This window comes from Azospirillum endophyticum, assembly GCF_016595245.1.
GTDB lineage: Bacteria > Pseudomonadota > Alphaproteobacteria > Azospirillales > Azospirillaceae > Azospirillum > Azospirillum endophyticum.
Genome location: NZ_JAENHM010000064.1, coordinates 38,723 through 62,587, shown reverse-complemented (window position 1 = coordinate 62,587; position 23,865 = coordinate 38,723). Strand labels below are relative to the sequence as shown.

At 68.5% G+C, this 23,865-nt stretch carries 23 protein-coding genes; 17 read left to right on the top strand and 6 right to left on the bottom strand.

Annotated features, from left to right (window positions below; all coding sequences use genetic code 11):
• Positions 1–29: 29 nt before the first annotated feature.
• The 3 genes from JHL17_RS24375 to JHL17_RS24365 form a co-directional block, all read right to left on the bottom strand.
• Complete coding sequence (locus JHL17_RS24375) at positions 30–878, bottom strand: phytanoyl-CoA dioxygenase family protein (RefSeq protein ID WP_200197176.1); 849 nt, start codon at positions 876–878, stop codon at positions 30–32.
• A 41-nt stretch (positions 879–919) separates the two neighbouring features.
• Positions 920–2,227: an MATE family efflux transporter gene (locus tag JHL17_RS24370; protein WP_345773870.1), complete on the bottom strand. Its 1,308-nt coding sequence runs from the start codon at positions 2,225–2,227 to the stop codon at positions 920–922.
• A gap of 61 nt (positions 2,228–2,288) precedes the next feature.
• A complete protein-coding gene (locus JHL17_RS24365; RefSeq protein ID WP_282189356.1) occupies positions 2,289–3,050 on the bottom strand; it encodes an aldolase in 762 nt (253 codons plus the stop codon).
• Between the two features lie 144 nt (positions 3,051–3,194).
• Between JHL17_RS24365 and JHL17_RS24360 the strand changes: the two genes are divergently transcribed.
• Positions 3,195–4,088 carry a TauD/TfdA dioxygenase family protein gene (locus JHL17_RS24360; protein WP_200197171.1) on the top strand — a complete coding sequence of 298 codons (894 nt, stop codon included), beginning with the start codon at positions 3,195–3,197 and terminating at the stop codon, positions 4,086–4,088.
• Between the two features lie 30 nt (positions 4,089–4,118).
• Here JHL17_RS24360 and JHL17_RS24355 read toward each other — a convergent pair whose 3' ends face one another.
• From JHL17_RS24355 to JHL17_RS24345, 3 genes are all read right to left on the bottom strand, one after another.
• Entirely contained in the window at positions 4,119–5,051 is a 933-nt protein-coding gene (locus JHL17_RS24355; protein WP_200197170.1) for a 2-hydroxyacid dehydrogenase, read from the bottom strand.
• Positions 5,052–5,255: 204 nt separating this feature from the next.
• Positions 5,256–5,441, bottom strand: coding sequence for a hypothetical protein (locus JHL17_RS24350; protein ID WP_200197168.1), 186 nt, complete (start codon positions 5,439–5,441; stop codon positions 5,256–5,258).
• Between the two features lie 87 nt (positions 5,442–5,528).
• Complete coding sequence (locus JHL17_RS24345) at positions 5,529–6,431, bottom strand: LysR family transcriptional regulator (RefSeq protein ID WP_200197167.1); 903 nt, start codon at positions 6,429–6,431, stop codon at positions 5,529–5,531.
• Between the two features lie 122 nt (positions 6,432–6,553).
• On the opposite strand from JHL17_RS24345, the gene JHL17_RS24340 reads away from it, so the two are divergent.
• The 16 genes from JHL17_RS24340 to JHL17_RS24265 all read left to right on the top strand — a co-directional run bounded on the left by JHL17_RS24340 (position 6,554) and on the right by JHL17_RS24265 (position 23,835).
• Positions 6,554–7,549 (top strand): ABC transporter substrate-binding protein, encoded by a 996-nt coding sequence (locus JHL17_RS24340; protein WP_200197165.1) that lies wholly within the window; start codon positions 6,554–6,556, stop codon positions 7,547–7,549.
• Positions 7,550–7,581: 32 nt separating this feature from the next.
• Complete coding sequence (locus tag JHL17_RS24335) at positions 7,582–8,436, top strand: ABC transporter permease (protein ID WP_247893788.1); 855 nt, start codon at positions 7,582–7,584, stop codon at positions 8,434–8,436.
• A gap of 12 nt (positions 8,437–8,448) precedes the next feature.
• Complete coding sequence (locus JHL17_RS24330; protein WP_200197163.1) at positions 8,449–9,225, top strand: ABC transporter ATP-binding protein; 777 nt, start codon at positions 8,449–8,451, stop codon at positions 9,223–9,225.
• Complete coding sequence (locus JHL17_RS24325) at positions 9,222–9,980, top strand: SDR family NAD(P)-dependent oxidoreductase (RefSeq protein WP_200197161.1); 759 nt, start codon at positions 9,222–9,224, stop codon at positions 9,978–9,980. Before JHL17_RS24330 ends, JHL17_RS24325 begins: the two co-directional genes overlap by 4 nt.
• Positions 9,974–10,684 (top strand): SDR family NAD(P)-dependent oxidoreductase, encoded by a 711-nt coding sequence (locus JHL17_RS24320; protein ID WP_200197159.1) that lies wholly within the window; start codon positions 9,974–9,976, stop codon positions 10,682–10,684. Before JHL17_RS24325 ends, JHL17_RS24320 begins: the two co-directional genes overlap by 7 nt.
• A 15-nt stretch (positions 10,685–10,699) precedes the next feature.
• Positions 10,700–11,488 (top strand): creatininase, encoded by a 789-nt coding sequence (locus tag JHL17_RS24315; protein WP_200197156.1) that lies wholly within the window; start codon positions 10,700–10,702, stop codon positions 11,486–11,488.
• A 7-nt stretch (positions 11,489–11,495) separates the two neighbouring features.
• Complete coding sequence (gene speB / locus JHL17_RS24310) at positions 11,496–12,455, top strand: agmatinase (protein WP_200197154.1); 960 nt, start codon at positions 11,496–11,498, stop codon at positions 12,453–12,455.
• Positions 12,456–13,840: 1,385 nt separating this feature from the next.
• Entirely contained in the window at positions 13,841–14,929 is a 1,089-nt protein-coding gene (locus JHL17_RS24305; RefSeq protein WP_200197152.1) for an ABC transporter substrate-binding protein, read from the top strand.
• Between the two features lie 76 nt (positions 14,930–15,005).
• Positions 15,006–15,842, top strand: coding sequence for an ABC transporter permease subunit (locus JHL17_RS37250; RefSeq protein WP_200197150.1), 837 nt, complete (start codon positions 15,006–15,008; stop codon positions 15,840–15,842).
• Complete coding sequence (locus JHL17_RS24295; RefSeq protein WP_200197148.1) at positions 15,839–16,726, top strand: ABC transporter permease; 888 nt, start codon at positions 15,839–15,841, stop codon at positions 16,724–16,726. Before JHL17_RS37250 ends, JHL17_RS24295 begins: the two co-directional genes overlap by 4 nt.
• Positions 16,727–16,735: 9 nt before the next feature.
• Complete coding sequence (locus tag JHL17_RS24290; RefSeq protein WP_200197146.1) at positions 16,736–17,818, top strand: ABC transporter ATP-binding protein; 1,083 nt, start codon at positions 16,736–16,738, stop codon at positions 17,816–17,818.
• Positions 17,819–17,820: 2 nt separating this feature from the next.
• A complete protein-coding gene (locus JHL17_RS24285; RefSeq protein WP_200197144.1) occupies positions 17,821–19,398 on the top strand; it encodes an acetolactate synthase large subunit in 1,578 nt (525 codons plus the stop codon).
• 226 nt (positions 19,399–19,624) lie between these two features.
• Entirely contained in the window at positions 19,625–20,347 is a 723-nt protein-coding gene (locus JHL17_RS24280) for an IclR family transcriptional regulator domain-containing protein (protein ID WP_200197142.1), read from the top strand.
• Positions 20,344–22,089, top strand: a complete 1,746-nt coding sequence (locus JHL17_RS24275) for a hypothetical protein (protein WP_200197141.1) — start codon at positions 20,344–20,346, stop codon at positions 22,087–22,089. Before JHL17_RS24280 ends, JHL17_RS24275 begins: the two co-directional genes overlap by 4 nt.
• On the top strand, positions 22,086–22,826 hold the full coding sequence (locus JHL17_RS24270; RefSeq protein ID WP_200197139.1) for a hypothetical protein: 741 nt from the start codon (positions 22,086–22,088) through the stop codon (positions 22,824–22,826). The genes JHL17_RS24275 and JHL17_RS24270 overlap by 4 nt, the downstream gene beginning before the upstream one ends.
• A gap of 43 nt (positions 22,827–22,869) precedes the next feature.
• Positions 22,870–23,835, top strand: coding sequence for a dipeptidase (locus JHL17_RS24265; protein WP_247893787.1), 966 nt, complete (start codon positions 22,870–22,872; stop codon positions 23,833–23,835).
• Positions 23,836–23,865: the final 30 nt, after the last annotated feature.

Sequence of the window (23,865 nt, the reverse complement as noted above, 5' to 3'; positions counted from 1 at the left end):
CGCGGGCGGCGTTCGCCGCTCGGTGACGGTCAGTAGGGCCGGTCCGGGAAGGTCGCCGTCTCGCCGGGCAGCCGCGGGCCCATCAGCACATTCTCGTGGTAGGTCGACAGGATGGCGCGCCGGCCCAGCACGTTGGCTTCGGTCAGGCCGGGTTCGGGCACCGGCTCCGGTGCGAAATGACCCCAGCGGTCGGTGCCGCGGACGAGCTGGCCGGAGCCCCGGCCGACATTCTGCCGGGCTTCGGCCGGGGTGTAGTCGTAGAGCAGGGCCATCCGCCGCGCGTCGCTGCGGTTCGGCGCCGAGCCGTGGATCAGGTTGCTGTGGAAGATCGCCGCCTCGCCCGGCGCCAGGGCGAGGTCGACGGCCGCGCTCTCGTCGACGTCGATGACGCGGGCGACGAGGCGGCGGCGCTGGCCGCTGCCTTCGGTCAGGGAAAAGGGCCGGACGCGGTCGTGGGTGCCGGGGATCACCCGCAGGCAACCGTTCTCCGGCGTCGCCGGCGACAGCGCGACATAGGCGATGACGAAGCAGGGCTCGACCTGGATCCGCGCGGAATCCTGGTGCCAGCCGTAATCGACCGCCGATCCCGGAGCCTTGTTGCGGTAGACGCCGTTGGTCATCAGCAGGTCGGGGCCGATCAGATCCTCCACCGCGTCGAGCAGCCGGCCGTTGCAGCCGAGCCGGTAGACCCAGTCCAGCAGCAGGTTCGCCTTGATGTCGAAGGCCCAGGCGACGTCCTGCGGGCGCTCGGCCTCGAAGGCCTCGGTGCGGGCGACGAGGTCGGCCACCTCCGCCGGGTCCAGCACCGGAATGCCCGACACGTAGCCGTCGTCGCGGAATCCCTGGATCTGCGCGTCGCTCAGCAGCTTGCCCATCATGCCTCCAAGAAAGGGAAGAAGCCGCACCGCTCCCGTTCGGATCAGGCGGCGCGGGGGACTGTCCGTTCGCCGGACGGGCGGCGGGACAGCCACAGGAACCGGGTGAAGAGAAGGGCGGTCGCCAGCAGGCTGGCGGCACCGATGGCCAGCACGAGGCCGTAGGCGCCGAACCCGGCCGGAAGGCACAGCAGATGGCCGGCCGGCACCATGACGACGACGTAGCACAGCAGGTGGCTGGCGGTCGGCAGCCAGGTCTCGCCATAGCCGCGCAGCGCGTTGGCGATCAGGCGCTGCATGCCGTCCACCAGATGGACCGGCCCCATCAGCACGATCAGCGGGACGGCCGCCGCCGCCAGGGCGGGGTCGGCGGTGTAGAGAGCCAGCACGCCGCCGGGCCATGCCACCAGGACCATGGCGACGGCGAGTGCCACGGCGCCGAAGACGGCGAACCCCATCCAGGCGGCGTCGGCCATCGCCGCCGGGTCGTCCCGGCCGCGCGCCTGGGCCACCCGCACCGTCGTGGCGCCGCCGATGCCGACGGCGATCATGAACAGCAGCATGTTGACGTTGATGGCGATGGTGTAGGCCGCCAGATCCCTCGCCCCGGCCCAGCCGGCGAAGAGGGTCATGACGGCGAAGGACCCGCTTTCGAGGCCCATGCTCATCCCCTCGGCCAAGCCCAGCCGCCGCTGCCGCCGGCCCGCCGCCCAGGCGTGGTCGGACCGGGCGGCGCGCCCGAGCGCCCGCCGTTCCGGCAGCCACCACAGGATGGTGGCGACCGCCGCCAGGGCGATGCCGATCCGCACCGCAAGCGTCCCGAACGCCGCGCCTTCCGCCCCCAGTGCCGGGAGTCCGGCAAAGCCGAACACCAGCACCGCGTCCAGCGCCAGGTTGGCGAGGTTCGCCCCCGCCATGATCCAGACCGCCGCGGCAGGGCGGCCGAGGCCTTCCAGAAGCATGACGCTGGCGACGTAGACCAGCATCGGCGGCAGCGAGCCGGCGAGGATCATCGCGATCCGTCCCGCCTGCTCCGCCAGCGCGGCCGGCAGGCCGGTGGCGAGGAAAAGCTCCGGCGCCCACGCCGTCAGCCCGACGCTGGCCAGCCCGATGACGAACGCGTAGGCCAGGGACCGCCGCCAGATCGCTCCCGCCTCGTCGAGCCGGCCGCGCCCCACGGCGGCCGAGATCTCGACCATCCCGCCCATCAGCAGGCCGAGCCCGATGATCTGCAGGGTCTGCACCATGCTGGAGCCGAAGGCGAAGCCGGCCAGCGCGTCCGTGCCGTAATGGCCGACCATCATGCTGTCGACGGCGAGCATGGCGGTCTGGCCCACGCGCGATGCGCTGATCGGCAGGGCCAGCCGAACCAGCCCGGCCAGGGCATCAAGGCGCCGGCCCTCCCCTCCTGGCTCAGGCGACGTAATCGGGAGCCTCCCGCAGCAGCACCCGCTCCAGTGCCGCGAAGTGGTAGTCGGCCTCGAAGGCGGCCAACTCCACGAACTGACGGGCGGTGTGCTCCGCGGCGGCGGCCGGGATGTCCTTCAGCGGCCGGCCGGTCGATTCGGCGACGACCTGCAACTGGCAGGCACGCTCCAGGAAATACAGGTCGTGGAACGCCTCGGCGACGCTGCGGCCATGCACGACGACGCCGTGATGGGCGAGGAAGACGATGTCCTTGCCCTGCGTGCCGGAGGAGATGCGCCCGCCCTCCGCCGCGTCCATGGCGAGGCCGTTGTAGCTGTCGTCGTAGGCGACGCGGTTCCAGAAGCGCAGCGTATTCTGGTGGCAGAAGCGCAGCTCGCCGCCCTCCACGCAGGTCAGCGCCGTCGCGTGCAGCATGTGGGTGTGCAGGATGCACAGCGCGTCGGGCCGCGCCCGGTGCCCCTCGGTATGGATGAACAGGGCAGTCGGCTCCACCGTGCCCTGGCCTTCCAGGATGCGGCCGTCGCCGTCGCACAGCAGCAGGCGGCTGGCGGTGATCTCCGACCAGTGCACGCCCATGGGGTTGATCAGGTACCGCTCCTCCGCGCCGGGCAGCCGCACGCTGAAATGGTTGCAGACGCCCTCGTTCAGGCCGAAGCGCTCCGCCAACCGCAGCGCCGCTGCCAGTTGTCGCCGCAATGTTGAAATCGCCGACATGTCCCTGCCCCTGGAATTGTCCGTCGTTGGCAAGCTTATGTCAGTAAATCAGGAAGTTCAACGTCACTGATATTCATGATTTTGAAAGCGCGATTTGAAAGCGGTCAAACTACTTGGCGCCATCATCATGCTATCCTGTTCACGACGCCGACACCAAGAATTCCAAGGAGAGCTTTGATGGCTGGTCTTTCCGAATTCGAATACAAGCATCTCGTGGTGGAACCGGTCGGTCCCGGCTATGGCGCCGTGGTGACCAACCTGGACCTGAGCCGGCCTCAGCCGGATGCGGTCTGGCAGGAGGTCGACCGCGCCTACCTCGACCACCGGGTGATCGTGTTCCGTGACCAGCATCTGGAGCCGGAGCAGATCGTCGCCTGCAGCCGGCGCTTCGGCCACACCGAGACGCACATCGATTCCAGCCATCTGCTCGACGGTCACCCCGAGATCATCATGATCGGCAACCTGAAGGTCGGCGGCGTGATGAAGTCCCTGTTCGTGAACGCGCGGGAGGAGTGGCACTTCGACTACTCCTATATGCCGGTGCCGTCGGTCGGCGCGTTGTTCTATGCGGTGGAGGTGCCGCCGGAGGGCGGCGACACGCTGTTCGCCGATTCCACCGCTGCCTTCGAAGCCCTGCCGGACGAGGACAAGGACCAGCTGCGCGGGTTGACCGCCGTGCATTCCTGGGACCATCTGCACCGCCAGCTCGAAGCCATGGACCCGACGCGCAAGCCGCTGTCCGACGCGGCGCGGGCCAAATATCCGCCGGTGCGCCAGCCGCTCGTCCACCGCCATCCGCGGACCGGCCGTGAGTCCCTCTGGCTCTGCCCGCAGGTGATCGTCGAGATCGAGGGCATGGCGCGGGAAGACGGCGTCGCCCTGCTGGACCGGCTGAAGACCCATGTCACCGCACCGTCCTACCTGTACCGCCACGCGTGGCGGAAGAACGACCTGGTCGTCTGGGACAACCGCGCCGTCCTCCACACCGCGACCGTGTTCGACTATGAACGGTACTTGCGGCTGCTCTACCGCACGACCATCCTCGCCGACGCCCCGGCCGTGGCGGCCTGAGGGAGGCCCCCAGGGCGACCGGCGCGCGGCTCAATAGCCGCGCGCCGGGTCCACGAGGTTCAGGAGCGGCTTGCCGGCCATCGCCCGATCGAAATTCTCGATCACGATGGGGGCGGCGCTACCCGGGGCGATGCCGCCGGCGACATGCGGCGTCACCAGGATCTCCGGCAGGTCGTAGAAGGGGTGGTCGGCAGGCGCCGGCTCCTGCGACAGGACATCCAGCGTCGCCCCGGCGATGTGCCCGGCGCGGACCAGCGCCGCCAGATCGGCCTCCACCAGATGGCCGCCGCGGCCCATGTTGACGATGACGCTGCCGGGAGGCATGGCGCCCATCGTCTCCCGGTTCAGGATGCCGGCAGTGTGCTCCGTCAGGGCCAGCACGCAGACGAAGGCCCGTGCCGAAGCCAGGAAGGCCGGAAATTCGTCCGGCCCGGCGAACAGCGTGATTCCATCGAGAGGGCGGGGCGACCGCGACCAGCCCGACACCGGAAAGCCGAGCGTCCGGAGACGCTGGGCGATTGCCCCGCCGAGGACGCCGAGACCCAGGATCCCGACCGGGAAGTCGGCCTTCGCCGGTGGGGCCTCATATGCCCAGCGGCGTGCGCGGGTCTGCCGTTCGAAGCGGTCGAAGCCGCGGAAATGGCGGTAGACGGCCGTCACCGCGTAATCGACCATCGTCTCGGTGAGATGCGGGTCGATCAAGCGGGCGAGCGGCACGCCCGGCGGCAGGGTGCCGAGGTCGAGCTGGTTGATGCCGGCCCCCAGCGATTGGATGCCTTTCAGGTTGCGGTAGGGGCCGAGCCCGCCCGGCGGCGGTTTCCACAGCAGGGCGAAGTCGAAGGCCTCCGGCTCGGCCGCCGCGCGCCAGTCGACCAGCTCCAGGTCCGGGCGCAGCGCACGCAGCGCCGCCGCCCAGGCGGCCGGATCGTCGATGTCGCTCGAAAACAGGATCTTCCCAGCCATCGTCCCCTTCCTTTTTCTGACGATCCCGCCCGTCGCGATGGGCCGGGATTTCCCACAGGGTCGCAGGTCGGGCGAGCCCGCAGGTTACGAAACGTTCAAAGCTGCTTTTGACCGCCGGAATGCGCAGGCCTGATGCCGATGCACAAAACTTGACCAGTCATGGGACCGCCGGATGGTTGCCACCGGATTGTCAGGGCCGGATTGTCAGGGCCGGCCGCTCCAGAACAGCGCGGCGAGCCGGGCCGCCTGGTCGGGGTCGCCCGCCTCCACCGCGCGACGGAAGGTCTGGTAGGCGGTCTCGTCCCCGTCGCCGATGACACGGCGCAGGATCGTCGACAGGACGGTCCGGCCGCTGAAAAGGGACCGACCGCCGCGAAGCGCACCCATCATGCCCGGCCTCCACAGATCATGTCTGGCAAAGTCCCGCGCAAATCCCGTGCCGGGGCTTGGCTCCGTTCGATGGGCTATACCGGATGGTCAGGTCGCCGCTGCCTGCTTCCTGATCTCCTGCAGGAAGGACTGCACCAGCGGGCGCTGGGCGTCGCTGCTGCGCGTCGCCGCGAAATGCTGGGAGGCGAAGGTGTAGACGGTCGGCTTCAGCGCGCGCATGTCGCCGCGACCTGCCCAGAAATCGCCGATGTGGCGGGGCAGGAAGCCGATGAAGCCGCCGGACAGGATCATCATGACCTGTGCCTCCATGTGCATCACGGTGCCCGACGGGCGCGGGTGGTCGGTGCGGTAGAGATCGTCGAAATGCCGGTAGCCGCGCACCGAGAAGGAAGCCTCCTCGATGGCGGTGCGGTCGATGCGGGCTTCGGGCAGGGTGAACAGCGGATGCTGCCGGCCGCAATAGAGCGCGTGCGGCTCGCGGTAGATCGGCACGTAGGTGAGCCCGGGAACCTTCTGCGACATCGGGCCGATGACGAGGTCCCGCACGCCGTCGGTGACGGCGCTTTCCAGCTCCGCCGGGGTGCCCTGGACGAGGTCGATGAAGACGTCGGGGGCATAGGCGCGGTAGCGCCCCAGCGCATGGTGGATGCCGAGCGCCGGGGAGGTGACGACACCGTCGACGATGCCGATGCGCAGCCGCCCGGTCAGCTTGCCGCGATTGTGGCCGATGCGTGCGTGGAAGGCATCGATCTCCGCGAACAGCCGCTTGGCGGCGTCATAGGTCGCCTCCCCGAACTCGGTCAGCCGGAAGCCGCGGCGTCCGCGCTCGCACAGCGGTTCGCCGAGCTTGCGCTCCAGCGCCGCCAGATGGGTGCTGAGCGTCGACTGCGACAGGTTGAGCGCGATCTGGGCGTCGGCGAAGCCGCCGGAGTCGGCCAGCGTCACGAAGACGCGCAGCAGGCGCAGATCGATGTTGTCGAGCCGTCTCATGGAGCCCCCGGTCGCGGATATATCGGCAGCTTTCGATGTATCCGTTCATTAAAAAAGATTTTTGCCGATGTAAGCGCCAGCGATGATGAGGGCAAGCGTGCTCCAACGAAAAGGGTCCACCGATGCTGCCGATCCGTCGCCTTGCCGCCGCCGCCCTGCTTTTCACCAGCGTTTCCACGCCGGCCCTGGCCGCCGACAGCATCCGCGCGCTCGCCCCCACATGGCCCGGCTTCGCGCCGGTCTTCGTCGCCATGGACAAGGGCTATTTCAAGGAGCTCGGCCTGACCGTCGACATGAGGTTCGAGGACGACCGCGCCAATGTCATGGCGGCGATGGCGCGCGGTGACATCGAGGTCGACATGCGCACGGTCGGCGAACACCAGGGCCGGCCGCGCGATGCCGCCACGCCCGGCGTGATCATCGGGACGATCGACAAGTCGGTCGGTGGCGACGGCGTGATCGCGGACGGCTCAGTCGCCTCGGTCCGCGACCTGCATGGCAAGACCATCGCGGTCGAGCCGAACATCCCCGCCCGCCTGCTGCTGCAGATGGCGCTCAAGAAGGACGGGATGTCCCTGAACGACCTGAAGATCAAGGAGATCGCGACCGCCGATACCGTCGCCGTCTTCGCCGACACCGGCATCGCCGCCGTCGGCACCTACCAGCCCTTCCTGTCGCAGGCCATCACCGCGACGCCCGCGCGCAAGGGCAAAATCCTGCTGTCCTCCAAGGACTCCGACATCATCATCGACGTGATCACCGCCCGCCAGGACGACATCAAAAAGAATCCGAAGAAGTACCAGAACTTCCTGACCGGCATCTACCGGGCGATCGCCTACTACCAGGCGGACCCCGCCGGCTTCATCAAGCTCGCCGCTCCCCACTACAATCTGAGCGAGGCGGAGGTGAAGGAGGTGATCGACACCAGCCTTCTCTACACGCCGCTCGACGAGGTCAAGGCGCTGATCGGCGCCCCCGGCAAGCCCGGCGGGCTGTACGGGGTCTTCGACACCGTCATGCAGCTGAACATCGAGAACGGCGCAGCCGACGCCAAGCTGCCCGCTGCCGGCCAGATCGACCCATCAGTGATCGCAGGCGTGACGGCGGCGAAGCCGTGATGCCGGACGGTGCCATCCAGCCGGGAGCCGCCATGAGCGAGGCCCCTCCGTCCATGGCGGCCAATCCGGCCGGCAGGTCCGCCCCGGCGCCGCGCCGGACATCCCGTCCATCGTCTCTCTGGGCCTTCCGCGGCGCCTTGTCGCGGCGGATGCAGGCCGCGGTCGGCGTCGGCACCAGCCTGCTCCTCCTGCTGGCATGGGAGGCGGCGGCGCGGGCCGGGTTGGTCAACAGCACCTTCCTGCCGTCGCCGGTGGCGGTGCTGAACGCCATGCTCCTGATGGTGCAGAAGCAGAACCTGCTGTGGCACGCCGGGGTCTCGACCCTGCGCGTCTGGACGGCCTTCGCCCTCGCCGCCGCGATGGCCGTCCCCGTCGGCATCCTGATGAGCAGCTACCGCGTGGTGGGCGCGGCGCTGGAGCCGATCATCGACTTCATCCGCTACCTGCCGGTGCCGGCGCTGGTGCCGCTGTCGATCATCTGGTTCGGCGTCGGGGAAAGCACCAAGCTCTACCTGCTCTGGCTCGGCACCTTCTTCCAGCTCGTGCTGCTGGTCGCCGACGACATGCGGCGGGTGCCCCAGGAATATGTCGAGATCGCCTACACGCTGGGCGCCAGGACGCCGCAGGTTCTGCGCGACGTCGCCTTCCGCGCCATGCTTCCCGGGCTGGTGGACAATTTGCGCATCACGCTCGGCTGGTGCTGGACCTACCTGATCATCGCCGAGATCGTCGCGGCGGACAGCGGCATCGGCTTCGTCATCTGGACGGCCCGCCGTTACATGAAGACGCCCGAGGTCATGGCCGGCGTGGTGGTGATCGGGATCATCGGGCTGGTGACCGACCAGCTTCTGCGCGCCGCCCACCGCCGCGCCTTCCGCTATCTCTGAGGGCCATTTCCCATGACCGAGCCCTATCTCGCCTTCGATGGCGTCACCAAGCGTTTCGGCGCGCTGGACGTGGTCGGCCAGCCCTTTGACCTGACCGTCGCCCGCAACGAGTTCATCGTCTTCCTGGGGCCTTCCGGCTGCGGCAAGACCACGCTGATGCGCATGGTCGGCGGCCTCGACACGCCGACGGGCGGCGACATCCGGCTGGAGGGCGTGCCGGTCGGCGGTCCCGACCACCGGCGCGGCATGGTCTTCCAGTCCTATTCCTCCTTCCCCTGGCTGACCGTGGCGGAGAATGTGCTGTTCGGCATGCGCTACCGCACCGACCTGACCGAGCAGCAGAAACGCGCCCGCCGCGACCATTACCTGGACCTCGTCGGGCTCTACGAGTTCTCCGACGCCTATCCGAACAAGGTGTCGGGCGGCATGCGCCAGCGCGTGGCGATCGCCCGCACGCTGGCCGCGGGGTCCGAGGTGCTGCTGATGGACGAACCCTTCGGCGCGCTCGACGCCCAGCGCCGCGAGAAGCTGCAGGTGGAGCTGCGCGGCATCCAGCGGCGCGACACCAAGACGGTGGTCTTCGTCACCCACGACGTCGAGGAGGCGGTGTTCCTGGCCGACCGGGTCATCGTCTTCTCCAAGCGGCCGGCCCGGCTGGTCGCCGACATCGACGTGACCGCGCAGCTCGGTGCCGAACGGCCGCTGGAACTGCGCGACAGTCCGGAGTTCTTCCGGCTGCGCAACGCGGTGCTGAAGCTGCTGCGCGAAGCGGCGGGAGACGACGAATGACGCATATCGATTTCACCGGACGGCGGGTGCTGGTCACCGGAGCCAGCCGCGGCATCGGCTTCGGCATCGCCCAGGCCTTCGCCGAGGCCGGCGCCGACCTGCATCTCGCGGCGGAGAATGACGGCATCCACGCGGCTGCCGCGACATTGGGGGCCGCGGCCCATCAGGTGGACATCACGGACGCCGCCGCGGTTGGGGGGATGGCCGGCCGGATCGGCGCGGTGGACGTGCTGGTCAACAACGCCGGTCTGGAGCTGATGACACCGCTCGACGACGCCAGCGCCGGCAACGAGGCGGCCTTCCGCCGCATCCTGGAGATCAACGTGGTCGGCACCTTCCTGGTCACCCGCGCGGTGGCGCCGGGAATGGGCTCAGGCGCGAGCGTCGTCAACACCGCGTCCGTCTGGGGCCGCGTGGCCGAACCGCTGTTCGCCGCCTATGTGGCGTCCAAGCACGCGGTGATCGGCCTGACCAAGAGCTGGGCGAAGGAGCTCGGGCCGCGCGGCATCCGGGTCAACGCGGTGTGCCCCGGCTGGGTCAGGACGGAGGCGTCGATGCGCTCGCTCGGCCGGATGGCGGAACGGGCGGGGCGGGCGGAGGCGGAATTGCTAGCGGACATCGTCGCCGTGCAGGCGCTTCCCGGTTTGATGGAGCCGGCCGACGTCGCCGGGCCGTACCTGTTCCTGGCCTCCGGCCTCGCCGGCAACATCACCGGACAGAGCATCGGGGCGGATCGTGGAGAAGTGCCATGGTGACGGGATTGGAGGGGCGCCGCGCGCTGGTCACCGGCGCGGCGAGCGGGATCGGCCGTGCCGCACGGGCGGCGCTCGCCGCCGCGGGGGCGTGGGTGGTCGGGCTCGACCGCGCCGCGGCGCCGGACGGCGATGCCGACTGGGTGGTCTGCGACCTCACCGAGGAGACGCAGGTCGTCGCGGCGGTGGCGACGGCGGTGGACCGGCTGGGCGGTCTGGACGTGCTGGTCAATTGCGCCGGCATCGAGATCGACGCGCCGCTGGCGGCCATCGACATCGCCGGCATGGACCGCATGTACGCCGTCAACATCCGCGGGCCGATCCTGGTCGCGCGGGAGGCGCTGAAGGCGATGGGCGAAGGCGGGCGCATCATCAACGTCGCTTCCGAACTCGCCTATCTCGGCCGCCGGGGAGCCTCGGGGTACTGTGCGACCAAGGGCGCCATGCTGTCGCTGACCCGGTCCTGGGCGCGGGAACTGGCGCCCGGCATCCTGGTCAACGCGGTGGCGCCCGGCCCAATCGACACGCCGCTCCTGGGCTATGGGCGCATGACCGACGCGCAGCGGGCGGTCGAGACGGACAACCCCATGGGCCGGATCGGCCGTCCGGAGGAGGTCGCCGCGGCGATCGTCTTCCTGGCCTCCCCGGCCGCGAGCTTCACAACCGGGCAATGCCTCAGCGTCGATGGCGGCGCGGCGATGCACTGAAAGGATCTGGAACCCATGGTCGACAGCGTCTTCATGGCCGAGCTGAGCTGGCCGGAGTTTGCCGCCAAGGTGAAGGAAGGCGTCATCGTCTTCCTGCCGCTGGGCGCCACCGAACAGCACGGGCCGCACATGGCGATGAATGTGGACGTCGTGCTGCCCACCGCCGTCTGCGAGCGGGTGGCGCGCAACGTCGGCGGCATCGTCGCCCCGCCCGTCCCCTACGGCTACAAGTCGCAGCCGCGCTCCGGCGGCGGCGAAGGCTTCCCCGGCACCACCAGCCTCGACGCCCACACCTTTTCCTTGGTGGTGCGCGACGTCATCCGCAGCCTGGGCCATGACGGGGTGCGCAATCTCGTCGTGGTGATCGGCCATTTCGAGAACGCCTGGCCGTCGGTCGAGGGGGTGCATCTGGCCCTGCGCGAGCTGCGGCGCGACGGCATCGACGACATGCAGGTGATGCGCCTGGAATATTGGGACTTCGTCGGCCGCGACACGCTGGACACGCTGTTCCCGGACGGATTCCCGGGAACCGATCTGGAGCACGCCAGTTTGCTGGAGACGTCGCTGATGCTTCTCCTGCGTCCGGAGTTGGTGGATATGAGCAAGGTGCCCACGGACGGCCCGGCGCGCTTCCCGACCTACGACCGCTACCCGGTGCCGGAGGGCTTCGTCCCGGCTTCCGGCGTCCTGGCCCGTGCGCAAGGCGCATCGGCCGAAAAGGGCCGGCTTCTTCTGGACGACCATGTCGCCCGCATCACCAAGGCGGTCGCGTCGGAATTCGGCCGGCCGGAAACCGGAGTTTGACCGCAGAATGACCGAGCAGAAATTCCAGCCCCTCGATTCCGGCATCGTTCCCCGCTTCGCCGGGCTGCCGACCTTCATGCGGCTTCCCGTCGCGCGGCCGGAGGAGGTCGATGTCGCACTGGTCGGCGTGCCCTTCGACGGCGGGACGACGAACCGTCCGGGCACCCGGCACGGGCCGCGCGAGGTCCGCAACCAGTCGAGTCTGGTGCGCCGCGTCCATCACGTCACCGGGGTGTCCCCGTTCGATCTCGTCCGTGTCGCCGACTGCGGCGACGCCCCGATCAATCCGCTGGATCTCAATGAAAGCCTGGAGAGCATCGGCGGCTTCTTCGATGGCATCCGCCGGGCTGGTGCGGCGCCCCTGACGGTCGGCGGCGACCATCTGATCACGCTGCCCATCCTGCGCGGGCTGGTGACGGACGGTCCGGTCGGCCTGATCCACTTCGATGCCCATTCCGACACCTACGACAACTTCTTCGGCAACCGCTACAACCACGGCACGCCCTTCCGGCGAGCGGTGGAGGAGGGGTTGCTCGATCCAAAGCGCATGGTCCAGATCGGCCTGCGCGGCGCGATCTCCGACGCGTCCAATTATGACTTCGCGCGGGCGGCCGGTATCCGCCTGATCTTCATCGAGGAGTTCATCGAACGCGGTCCCGAGGATGTCATGGCCGAAGCGCGGGCGATCGTCGGCGACCAGGCGACCTACCTGACCTTCGACATCGATGTCCTAGATCCCTCCTTCGCCCCCGGCACCGGCACGCCGGAGATCGGCGGCATGTCGACGCGGGAGGCGCAGGCCATGCTCCGCCTCGCGCGTGGCCTGAACCTGATCGGCGCCGATCTGGTCGAGGTCTCGCCCCCCTTCGATCCATCCGGCTTGACGGCGATCACCGCATCGACGCTGCTCTTCGAGTTGCTGTGCATTCTTGCCGATTCCGTTGCAAGGCGGGATGGGCGAGGCTGATCTCGGTCCGGCACGGCCACAGGACTTTGTCGCAGCGGGGGAATTTCGGTCACCGGTTACCTTTCCCGGCCTTCTGATTACACGATGCGGATGGTGTCCGGGCAGCCGAGGTCGGCTGTCCACCTCAAGGCCCGGCCGCCGGTCAGAGCGTGAGCAACTCCGCATTCGCCGCGCTCGTCACGGCGTCCGAGCCCATCTCGTCGATCGCGCATCAAAGCGCCGCTGGAGTTGGTGATGGCGATGTTGCGGCCGAATCATCCCGACGGATGGTGCTTGAGTTCGAGGCCGTGCCAATAGACGGCGAAACGCCGGCGCGGCATGGGAGGCCCCTCGTCCATGGGACCGAGGAGCAGCTTGAGGCTGGGGAGGCGGTCGAATACGCCGCCGAACAGCCGCCGTGGGGCGTGGCCTCCGGTTCCAACGCGCCAACCCCACACCGCGCCGCTCGGTTCGCGATGCCAGGCATAGGCGGTGCGACCGAAGACGGATCGCTGGGCTGCAGGCCATTGCCTGCAGCACTCCGCCCCCGGTTGGCTGCCACCGATGACTATTGAAAAAGGCATCGAGACCGGGACTGGAACTCAACCCCGCTTGGACTGCGCAAGAGTTGACGGCCTGTTTTCGATGCGATCTTCACGATTTCGTTGGCGCCTCCGTTCGCCACGCGTCCGGCTCGGGATTCCGAACCGACCCTGCTCTGTGACGCCGCCTACGTTCCTTTTCCGGGCAAGCTGCTGAAGAGGCAGAGCCGGATCCCATGCCTGTTGGTGGCCGATAAGTTGAAGTCACATTGCGGCCAAGCGGGACGTCATTCCGAGTGTGCAGCACCGTCAGCACAAGGGGATCAGCAAACGGCCCGATAACGTGGACCAACAAACCCGATGAGATCGTGTCCCTGGCCGTTCTTGGCCAAGCCGCGCCCTTCCGAACCGCGAGGGCCGGAAAGTTGACGGTGCTGCAAGATCGCCTGCCGCGGTCCGGCCTCAATACAGCCCGCGGACGGACGTCATTTTCGGCGGCACGTCGCCTTCAAATAGATAGAGGTAGGCGCAAGGCAGGCATTGCGATGGCGCATGGCTGGTATGCGGCAAATTGACGCTGCGTTGATTTGACACGGCGGCGACGCAGGGCGCAGCATATTCCTTAGAAAGACGCTGTATTCTATTAGAATACATTTTCTCGTCCTCTAGGTCAAGCGCGGCGCAAAGCAGCCGTCAGTCGAAACAGGTGAGATAGGGCGTAACCCATTCATGCCATTCAGGACATCGCGATAAGGGGCGGATGGCCTGCGGTGCTGTGACCATCATGAACGGCAAACCCATAGGTGTGCCGCAGCCCCAGGCTGCGGCCATCGCCAGGGAATGTTCCGTCGCACAGGAGGGGCTATGAGCAAAGACGTCGAAAAGGCCGGCGACGAGTGCGCGCCGCAGGGCTGGTCCCGCCGTTCGGTCATCAAGGCGGCGGCCGGCACCGCGGGTGCGCTTGCGATGCCGGCCATCGTCCGCACTGCGCGGGCGGCGGAAGTCCTCTACGTGAATACCTGGGGCGGTACTTGGGAAAAAGCCGCGGCGAAGCATCTGTTCGAGCCGTTCACCCGGGAAACCGGGGTGGAGATCCGCACCGTGTCGCCGGTGTCCTTCGCCAAACTGGCGGCACAGGTCCGTACGGGTGTCTATGAATTCGACGTGACGACACTGGGCGGCGGCGACATCGTCCGTGCCAACGCCGCCAAAATCATCGATGCCGTGGCGGGCAGTCCGCTGGGCGCGAACGGGCCGTGGAAAGACGCCGTGTTCGAGAACGGCGTCGCTTCGCACGCCTTCTCCACCATCATCGCCTACCGCACCGACCGCTTTCCCAAGGGCGGGCCGCAGACCTGGGCCGATTTCTGGAACCGGCAAGACTTCCCGGGATCGCGCTGCCTGCAGCGCTATTGCGCCCGCGTCTTGCCGCTGGCCCTGCTGGCCGACGGGGTGCCGCAGGACAAGCTCTATCCGCTCGACACCGAACGCGCCTTCCGTGCGCTCGAACGGATCAAGCCGGACCTGCGGGTCTGGTGGACCCAGGGCCAGCAGTCGCAGCAGCTTTTGCGCGACGGCGAAGTGGACATGGTCGGCATCTGGCATTCCCGCGCGTTGGAACTGATCGACCAGGGCCACCCGGTCGGCATCTCCTGGAAACAGGCGGAGATCGACCGCGCCTATTGGGTGGTGTCCAAAGACACGCCGCGTCGCGAGATCGCCTGGAAGTTCATCCAGAGCGCCGTCCAGCCGGAACGGCTGGCCGGCTTCTGTCGCGAGGCACTGTACGGTCCGCTCAACCCGGCCGCCTTCGAGTTCATCCCGAAGGAGGAAGCCGACCGCATGCCGACCGGACCGCGCAACTATCCCCTGGCCTTCGAGCAGAACGTCGAGGATTTCGGCGGCAACCTGCAAAAGGTGACCCAGCGGTTCGAGCAGTGGCTGGCGAGTTGAACGACGCCTGCCGACCGGTTCCCGCTGGCCGGTTCCAGCCGACCGCCTCCCGCTGTATCCGCGAAGGGAGATGCCTGTGATTCCCACCGCTCTCCGGGGAGCGTCGAAGCCCTGGCTTCTTCTGCTTCCGCTGGCCCTGTTCCTCTGCACCTTCTTCCTGGTCCCGCTCGGCCAAGTCGCGATGATGAGCGTGACCGAGCCCGAACCGGGCTTCGGCAACTACGCCCATCTTGCAGGCGACGCGCTCTACCTGCAGGTCTTCCTCAACACCTTCCTGACGGCGTTCGGGGTGGCGGTCGGTTGCCTGCTGCTGGGATACCCGCTGGCTTACCTGATGGCGCAGTCGTCGCCGCGCGTTGCGGCGCTGCTGATGCTGCTGGTCACCATGAGCTTCTGGACGAGCTTCCTGGTCCGCACCTACGCCTGGATGGTGCTGCTGGGCAACAACGGCCCCTTGACCGCACTGCTGGGCTTCCTTGGCTGGGATCCACCACCCCACCTGCTGTTCACCCGCTTCAGCTCCACCCTCGCGATGGTGCACATCCTCATTCCCTATATGGTGATGAGCCTCTATTCGGTGATGAAACGCATCGATCCCGCCCTGCTGCGGGCGGCCGAAAGCCTGGGCGCGAAGCCTTGGGGGGTGTTCCGTCAGGTCTATCTGCCGCTGAGCGCGCCCGGCATGGTCAACGGCGCCACGCTGGTGTTCATGATCTGCCTTGGCTTCTACGTCACGCCGGTGCTGCTGGGCAGCCCGCAGGAGCAGATGGTCGCCGGCCTGATCGGCACGCAGATCGAAGAATTCCTGGATTTCGGCCAGGCCTCCGCCATGGCCATGGTCCTGCTCGCCAGCACGCTGATCGTGCTCGCCGTCTATCACCGCCGCTTCGGCCTCGACCGGTTGTGGGGATGACCATGAGGCTCCTGCCCCGCCTGATCGGCTTCCTCGTCGCCGCCTTCATCGCCGCTCCGCTGCTCATCGTCGTGCCGATGTCCTTCAGCACGGCACCGTCGCTGGAGTTCCCGCCGCCCGGCTATTGGCTCGGCTACTACGCCGCCTATTTCTCCGACGAGCGCTGGACGCAGCCGACCATCAACAGCCTGATCATCGCCTTCGGGACGATGCTGCTGACCATGCTGCTGGTCACCCCGGCGACCTTCGCGGTGGTGCGCCACCGCTTCCTCGGCCGCGGGATCGCCAACCTGATGCTGACCATGCCGATGGCGATGCCGCACATCGTGCTGGCCATCGGCTACTACTCCTATCTCGGCGACCTGCGGCTGACGCAGACGCACATCGGGGTGATCATCGCCCACACCGCGCTGTCGGTCCCCGTCGCCTTCCTGATCCTGTCGGCCAACCTGAAGGGGTTCGACCGCAACCTGGAGCGCGCGGCCATGAGCCTGGGCGCCACCCCGTTGCGGACCTTCTGGCACGTCACGTTGCCGGTACTGCGTCCGGGCTTCGCGATCAGCGCGCTGTTCGCCTTCATCCAGTCCTTCGACGAGACGGTCGTCGCTCTCTTCATCTCCGGACGCGAAAGCGAGACCCTGCCGCGCAAGATGTTCGAGAGCATCCGCATGCAGGCCGACCCGGTCATCTCGGTCGTGTCCACCCTGTTGTTCGCCGCCGTGGTGCTGGCGATCCTGATGCCGGTGCTGTGGAAGGCAGTGCAGAGCCGCCGCTCCCGCAGCGGCTCCGGCTCGGCCGCCCGCGGCAACGGCCCGGCGATCACCGGCACCGCGCCATCCGACACCAACCCCTGCGCGCCGGCTCGCGTGCAGCTGGAGGCTTGAGGCCGAACCATGCCCGATCCCTACCTTCAGGTTTCCGCCCTGACCAAATCCTACGGCAGCGTCACGGCGCTCGGCGGCGTGTCGCTCGACGTGGAAAAAGGCGAATTCGTCACGTTCCTCGGGCCCAGCGGCTCGGGCAAGACCACGACGCTGATGATCATCGCCGGGTTCGAGACGGCGACGTCCGGCACCGTCAAGGTCGGCGGCCGCTCGCTCAGCAACATCCCGCCGCACGCCCGCAACATCGGCATCGTCTTCCAGAACTACGCCTTGTTCCCGCACAAGACGGCACTGCAGAACATCATGTTCCCGCTGAACATGCGCGGCGTCCCGGCGGCGGAAGCCGAGCGCAGGGCGCGCGCCATGCTGGATCTGGTGGGCCTGTCCGATTACGGCGGACGCTGGCCCAAGGACATGTCCGGCGGCCAGCAGCAGCGCATCGCGCTGGCCCGCGCGCTGGTGTTCGAGCCGTCGCTCCTGCTGCTGGACGAGCCGCTGGGCGCACTCGACAAGAACATGCGCGAGCAGATGCAGATCGAGATCAAACGCATCCAGAAGAGCCTGGGCGTGACCACGATCTTCGTCACGCACGACCAGTCCGAAGCGATGACCATGTCCGACCGCATCGCCGTGTTCGAACAGGGCCGCATCGACCAGATCGGTACCCCGCAGGAAGTCTACCGCCGCCCCAGCACCCCCTTCGTCGCCCGCTTCGTCGGCGACAGCAACCTGTTGCCCGGAATCGTGCTGGATCCCGAGGACGGGCTGGTCAGGACCGAGCATTTCGGCCTGCTGCGCCTGCAGGATCGGCTGCCGTCGGCGATCGGGGCAAAAGTGACGCTGATGCTGCGGCCCGAATCGATCCATGTCGCGGAACCCGACGCCCGCGGCGCGGCGGACCGGCCGAACCGTGCGGAGGTGAACGTCCACACGATCGTGCCCTACGGTGAAAGCACGTTGCTGATCGGACGCTCCGGCGGCGCCGACCTGCGCATCCGCTTGCGGGCGCAGGAAGCGGACGGCATCGGCAGCGGCACCTCGCTCGACGTGCTCTGGCCGGCTTCGGCCGTGCACGCCATCCCGGCGGCATGACGATGGCTCACGGAACATCCGGGAATACGCCCTACACCGGCGCCGACGCGCTGTGCGACACGCTGCTGGCCGGCGGGGTGGATGTCTGCTTCGCCAATCCCGGCACGTCGGAGATGCATTTCGTCGCCGCTCTCGACCGCCGGCCGCGCATGCGCTGCGTCCTCGGCCTGTTCGAGGGGGTGGTGACGGGGGCCGCCGACGGCTATGCCCGCATGGCCGACAAGCCGGCCGTCACCCTGCTGCACTGCGGGCCGGGGCTGGCCAACGGGCTGGCCAACCTGCACAACGCGCGGCGCGCGCGGTCCCCCGTCGTCAACGTGGTCGGGGACCATGCCACCTATCATCGCGCCTACGACGCGCCGCTGACCAGCGATGTCGAGGGGCTGGCGCGGCCGATGTCCGACTGGGTGCGCAGCACGGACTCCGCGGCAACGGTCGCGCGGGATGCGGCGGAGGCCATCCGGACCGCCCGCACCGCACCCGGCCGGATCGCCACGCTGATCCTGCCGGCCGATGCGGCCTGGGGGCAAACCTCGTCCGACCTGCCTCCGCTGCCGGCCGCGCCGGCCGCGGAGGTGTCGGAGGACAGGGTGGCAGAGGCTGCGGCGGCGATCCGTTCGCGCCGGCGGACGGTGCTGCTGCTGACCGGCCGGGCCCTTCGTGCGCCGGCGCTCGTGACGGCGGACCGCATCGCCCGGGCCGCCGGGGTCCGGCTGCTCGCGCAGCAGTCGAACGCCCGCATCGAACGCGGCGCCGGCCGCGTGCCGGTGGAGCGCGTTCCCTATCCGCTGGACGGTGCCATCGCCACCTTCCGCGACGTCGAGCAGGTGATCCTCGTCGGCGCCGCGGCACCCGTTGCCTTCTTCGCCTATCCCGGGCGTCCGAGCAGCCTGTTGCCGGACGGGTGCCGTATCCTGACGCTGGCCGAGCCGGAGGCCGACCTGCCCGGCGCGCTGGCCGCGCTGGCCGATGCGCTGGGCATCGGGCCGGGTTCCCATCCGCTGGTCCAGCAGATCGAACGGCCGGCGATGATCGACGGGGCGCTGACCCCGGACTCCATCGCGGCGGCCCTCGGCGCCCTGATGCCGGAGGGGGCCATCCTGTGCGACGAGGCACTGACCTCCGGTCGGCGCCTGTTCGAACTCACCCGCGGTGCGCCGCCTCACGATTTCCTGGCGCTGACCGGCGGATCCATCGGCATTGGATTGCCTCTGGCGACCGGCGCCGCCGTGGCCTGTCCGGATCGCAAGGTCGTCGCGCTGCAGGCCGACGGCAGCGGCATGTACACCGCCCAGGCCCTGTGGACGCAGGCACGGGAGGGACTGGATGTCGTCACCATCGTCTTCGCCAACCGCTCCTACGCCATCCTGCGCAACGAGTACCGCAGCGTCGGCGCCGGGGAACCGGGCCGCAACGCCGACCGCCTGTTCGATCTCGTCGATCCGGTGATCGACTGGACCGGCCTTGCCAAGTCGATGGGGGTGGAGGCGGCACGGGTGGAGGATTCCCGAGCCTTCGCCGACCGGCTGTCGGCAGCCTTTCGCCGGAAGGGACCGTTCCTGATCGAGGCGGTGATATGAAGATCAGGCGCTGGTCCTCCGGAAATCAATGGAATACGCGTATTGGATCGATATGTGAATATTGCGTCGTCGGCATGTGTTCTCAATTTTTCAAAGTAAATATTTGAACAACTCTTCAATAACAAAAACAATATTGACGTCTTCTCTCGTCGCGCTATGATTTTTATAGAATACCGCGTCTCCCAATAGAAGACAGAAACGCTGCAGAGCAGCTTAGGAGCCGTCCGTGAGTGTTCGTCCGCTTTCCTCCGTGCTGAAGACATTTGCCGTCCTCGACATCGTCGCGGCGGCGCCGGAGCCCGTGCGCCTGGCGGACGTGGCCCGGGCGGTCGAGGAGGCCCGGGCGGCGACGCACCAGCGCCTGCAGACCCTGGTCGAAGCCGGATGGGTCGAGCAGACGGAGGATGGGCGCTACCGCCTTGCCCTGCGCATCGTCGCCCACGCGGCCATGGCCATGGAACAGGCGAACCTGGGTGCCCGGCTGGCCGACATCCTGCACGACATGGTCGCCGAAAGCGGAGAAACCGCCTCCATGGCCGTGCTCGACGGGCATGAGGCCGTCATCATGCGTCGCGTCGAAGCCAAGGGCATCCTGCGGGCCGACCTGCGGGTCGGCACCCGCCTCGATCTGGCGCGCACCGCGTTGGGCCGAGCCCTCAGCGCCTTCGCGCGTCCGGATGCCCTGGCACGACTGGCCGAGGCCGGCGTCGTGCTGCCGGAAGAGGAGCTGGTCGAGCGCATCCGGGCCGACGGCTATGCGGTTTCCGGCATCACCGGCCCCCGAACCGTTTCCGCCGTGGCCGCCCCGGTGGTCGACAGCCATGGCGACTGCATCGCCGCCCTGTCGCTTTCGGGACCGACGGCCGGCTTCAACACACAAACCTGCGCGAGTGTCGTGGTCGCGGCAGCGGCCCGGGTCAACGCTCGCCTACGCGGAGCCAGAGAATGAGCCTTGCCCTGTCCTCACCGGCGGGGGGCACAGCACCGGGTCCGGACCCGCACAGCCTGTTTCGGCTGATGCGGAGCCCGGCGGAACTGATGATCCCCGAACGCCTCGCCTCCATCCAGCCCTCCCGGGTCAGCGCCTCGCGCGCGCTGATGAGCCGGGCGATCCGGAACCGCTGGACCATCACCCGCACCGGTTTCGACATCGACGAGCGCGGGCGCGGCACCGCCGGCTACCGCATCGACATCGGCGGCTGGCGTTTCTCCTTCCCGGTCTTCTCCTTCGAGCCGTCGAGCCAGGGCCGTTCCGGCCGCATCATCGGCCGGTCCTGGGACATGATGGGCGCCCTGGTGGAGGGCGACATCAGCCCGGCCGACGTGGAACGGACCCGCGTCGAGTTGCCGAAGCTCTACGAGGGCCGGGCGACGCCCGGCACGCTGATCTGGTGCCGCTCCAACCGCAGCCAGCGGCTGTTCGACCATGCCCTGCAGTCGCTGGCCGCCGGGCGGCAGCCGGACGTCGCCCAGCTGGGCCAGATCTGCTACCTGATGCGCAACACCGGGCTGGATGGCAACGGCACCTTCGGGACCAAGAGCTTCCTCGCCTTCGAGAAGGACCATCCGCTGCGCTGGTCGCTCTCCGCCCAGATGCTGTGCGCCTACATGATGCGGGTCTTCGCCCAGGACCTGCTGCACCATCTGGCACGTCTGGCATCGCCGCAGGCGGTGACGCTGGCGCCCGAGCTGGCGCGGTATCTCGGCGTCGGCAACGGCTCGGCGCTCGGGCTGATGCTGTTCGTCAACAACCACCCGCGCCTGATCGACCGCTGGCTGTGGAGCCGGGAAGAGGCCATCGCGCGGGCGAAGTGCCTGGTCACCGGCCCCGACGCCGCGGAGGTCGCGACCCTGCTGCGGCTGCTGGACAAGGCCATCCTGTTCCGTCGCCAGGACCGCGTCGTCTACGAGGCGATCACCCCCAGCGACGTGGTGGCCGCCGACCTCGCCGTCGTCCGCGGGCAGGTCGAGCGCCTGCTCGACCGCCTGCGCCAGGGCGAGGCGGCGGCCGAGCATCCGCTCGCCGACCTCTGCGCCTCGCTGGACGGGCGCATCCATCCGGACGCGATGGAGACGCTTCATTCCCTGCTGATCGAACTGGTGCCGGAGGCGGCCGACGCGCTGGTCGAAACGCTGGTGATCGACGAGGAACTGACGGCACGGCCGGAAATGCCGGTCGGCCGCCTGCGGGAGATCATCCACGGCCAGTATGCCTGGGCCTTCGGACTCGACCTGGAGTCCGACACCGCGCTTCGCTACGTCTGGTACAAGTCGGTGACGGCGGAGGAACCGCGCCGCGGCCCGCGCGACGAGGTGGGCGAGGCCGTCAATCTCGGCCTCGACCTGCCGCGCCTGATCGTCCGGCTCGACGGCGATCTGGCGGCGCAGGACCCGAAGCAGAGCGTCGCGCGCTTCCTGCTGGCCCACCCGCACCACCGCGCCATCGTCACGCGGGTGCAGGCGCTGGCCGGGCTCTCCTATCACTCGCCGCATGCCGACATCATGAGCGAGGGCTTCGTTCCCGCCCATATCACGCGCCTGCTGAACGTCGGCATCCACGGCATCGACAAGACGCGCGATTTCCTGAACCGCAACCTGCGCGGCGTGCTGTTCCACGGCGCGCCGACCCCGGCCGAGCTGGCCGCCGGCGCGGACGACACCTGGTTCTATCCTGCGGAGCCCTTGTCATGACCATACCGACGGCCAATGATGCGACCGCCGGCAGCGGCTCGTCGATGCAGGTGAGCCTGCGCGAAAGCCGTCTGGTGCTGGAGCGGCTGATGCAGGTGACCCGCGTGGAGCCGGGGCTGGTCCCCAGCCTGCGCGACTGCGCCCTCTATTCCGCCGCCCTCGGCCTCGGCGGCTTCCCGGAGCTGCTGCGCCATCTGGACCTGCTGCGGACGGCCAAGCCGATCGGTCTGCGCCTCCTCGAAAGCGCCGACATGCCGGCGCTGGAGGAGCCGGTGGCGGAGTGCGCCGGGCAGCATGCCTGGATCGTCGCGCCGGCCCTCGTCGACCTGTGCGTCGAGCGGCATCGCCGCGGGCTGCCCGGGGTCCTCGTCGCGCGGAATCTCATCGAGGCGGACGAACTCCGCATCGCTGGGGCACTGGCGGAAGCCAACGGCCTGTCCGCGACCGTGACCGTCGTGGAGCAGGATGGCGGCACCGCCGTCCGCCTGTCCGTGCGGCCCCGGGCCGACGGCAGCCCGACGGTGCTCGACACCATCCGCCGCCACGGCATCCCGGTGGAGACGGCGCTGTGGTGGCGGCTGTTCCATCTCGCCAACGAGGCGCTGGCACCGGACAGCTACACCTCCCGCCGACATGCCGGTGCGATCATGGTCACCGCCGACGGGCGGGTCGTCGGCCGCCAGGACGAGGACGATACCGACCTTTCGCTCCTGCACGACGACGCCTCCGCGGCTTGAGCCGCGCCCGACCGGCTCCCCCCTTTCCGACGGACATGCATCCATGCTGATCGACGCACTCCAGTGCGGTCACTTCGACCGCGCCGTTTTCGAAGAACTGAAGGCCAGCGGCTATACCTGCGTCACCCCGACGCTGGGCTTCTGGGAGGACACCCTGGAATCGCTCGACGCCGTCGGACGGTGGCGCGACATGGAGCGGGAGATGGGCGACCTGTTCCTGATCGCCCGCACCGCCGCCGACATCCGCCGCGCGGAGGAGACCGGACGGGTCGCCGTCCTGCTCGGCTACCAGAACAGCAACCTGTTCCAGAACCGCATCGCTTATGTCGAGCTGTTCGCCGACCTCGGCGTCCGCGTCGTGCAGCTCACCTACAACAACCAGAACGAGCTGGGGGGAAGCTGCTACGAGGAAAAGGACAGCGGCCTCAGCCGCTTCGGCCGCGAGGTGGTTCGCGAGATGAACCGCGTCGGCATGGTGGTCGACCTCTCCCACGTCGGCGACAAGACGACGCTGGACGCCATCGAATGGTCTGAGAAGCCGGTCGCCATCACCCACGCCAACGCCGCCTCGCTGTTCCCGCACAAGCGCAACAAGAGCGATGGCGTGCTGAAGGCGTTGAGCCGCAACGGCGGTGTCATCGGTTGCGTCGCCTACCGCAACATCACCCCCGAAGCGGCCTGCGCGACGGTCGAGGGCTGGTGCGAGATGGTGGCCCGCACCGTCGACCTGGCCGGCATCGACCATGTCGGCATCGGCACCGACTACAGCCACAATACCACGCAGGTGGACATCAACTGGATGCGCAAGGGGCGCTGGACGCGATCGGTGCAGTATGGCGCCGGTTCCGCCGCGCGTCCGGGCAAGGTGCCGAAGCCCGACTGGATCGTCCGGGCCGGCCAGCTCTCCTCGGTTCGCGACGGACTTGGCCGTGTCGGATTCGGTGCCGAGGAAGCCGAGAAGATCCTGGGCGGCAACTGGCTGCGCCTCTATCAGGCCGTGATGGGCTGACCGCAGGGTTTCCGCCAAGACCAAGAGGAG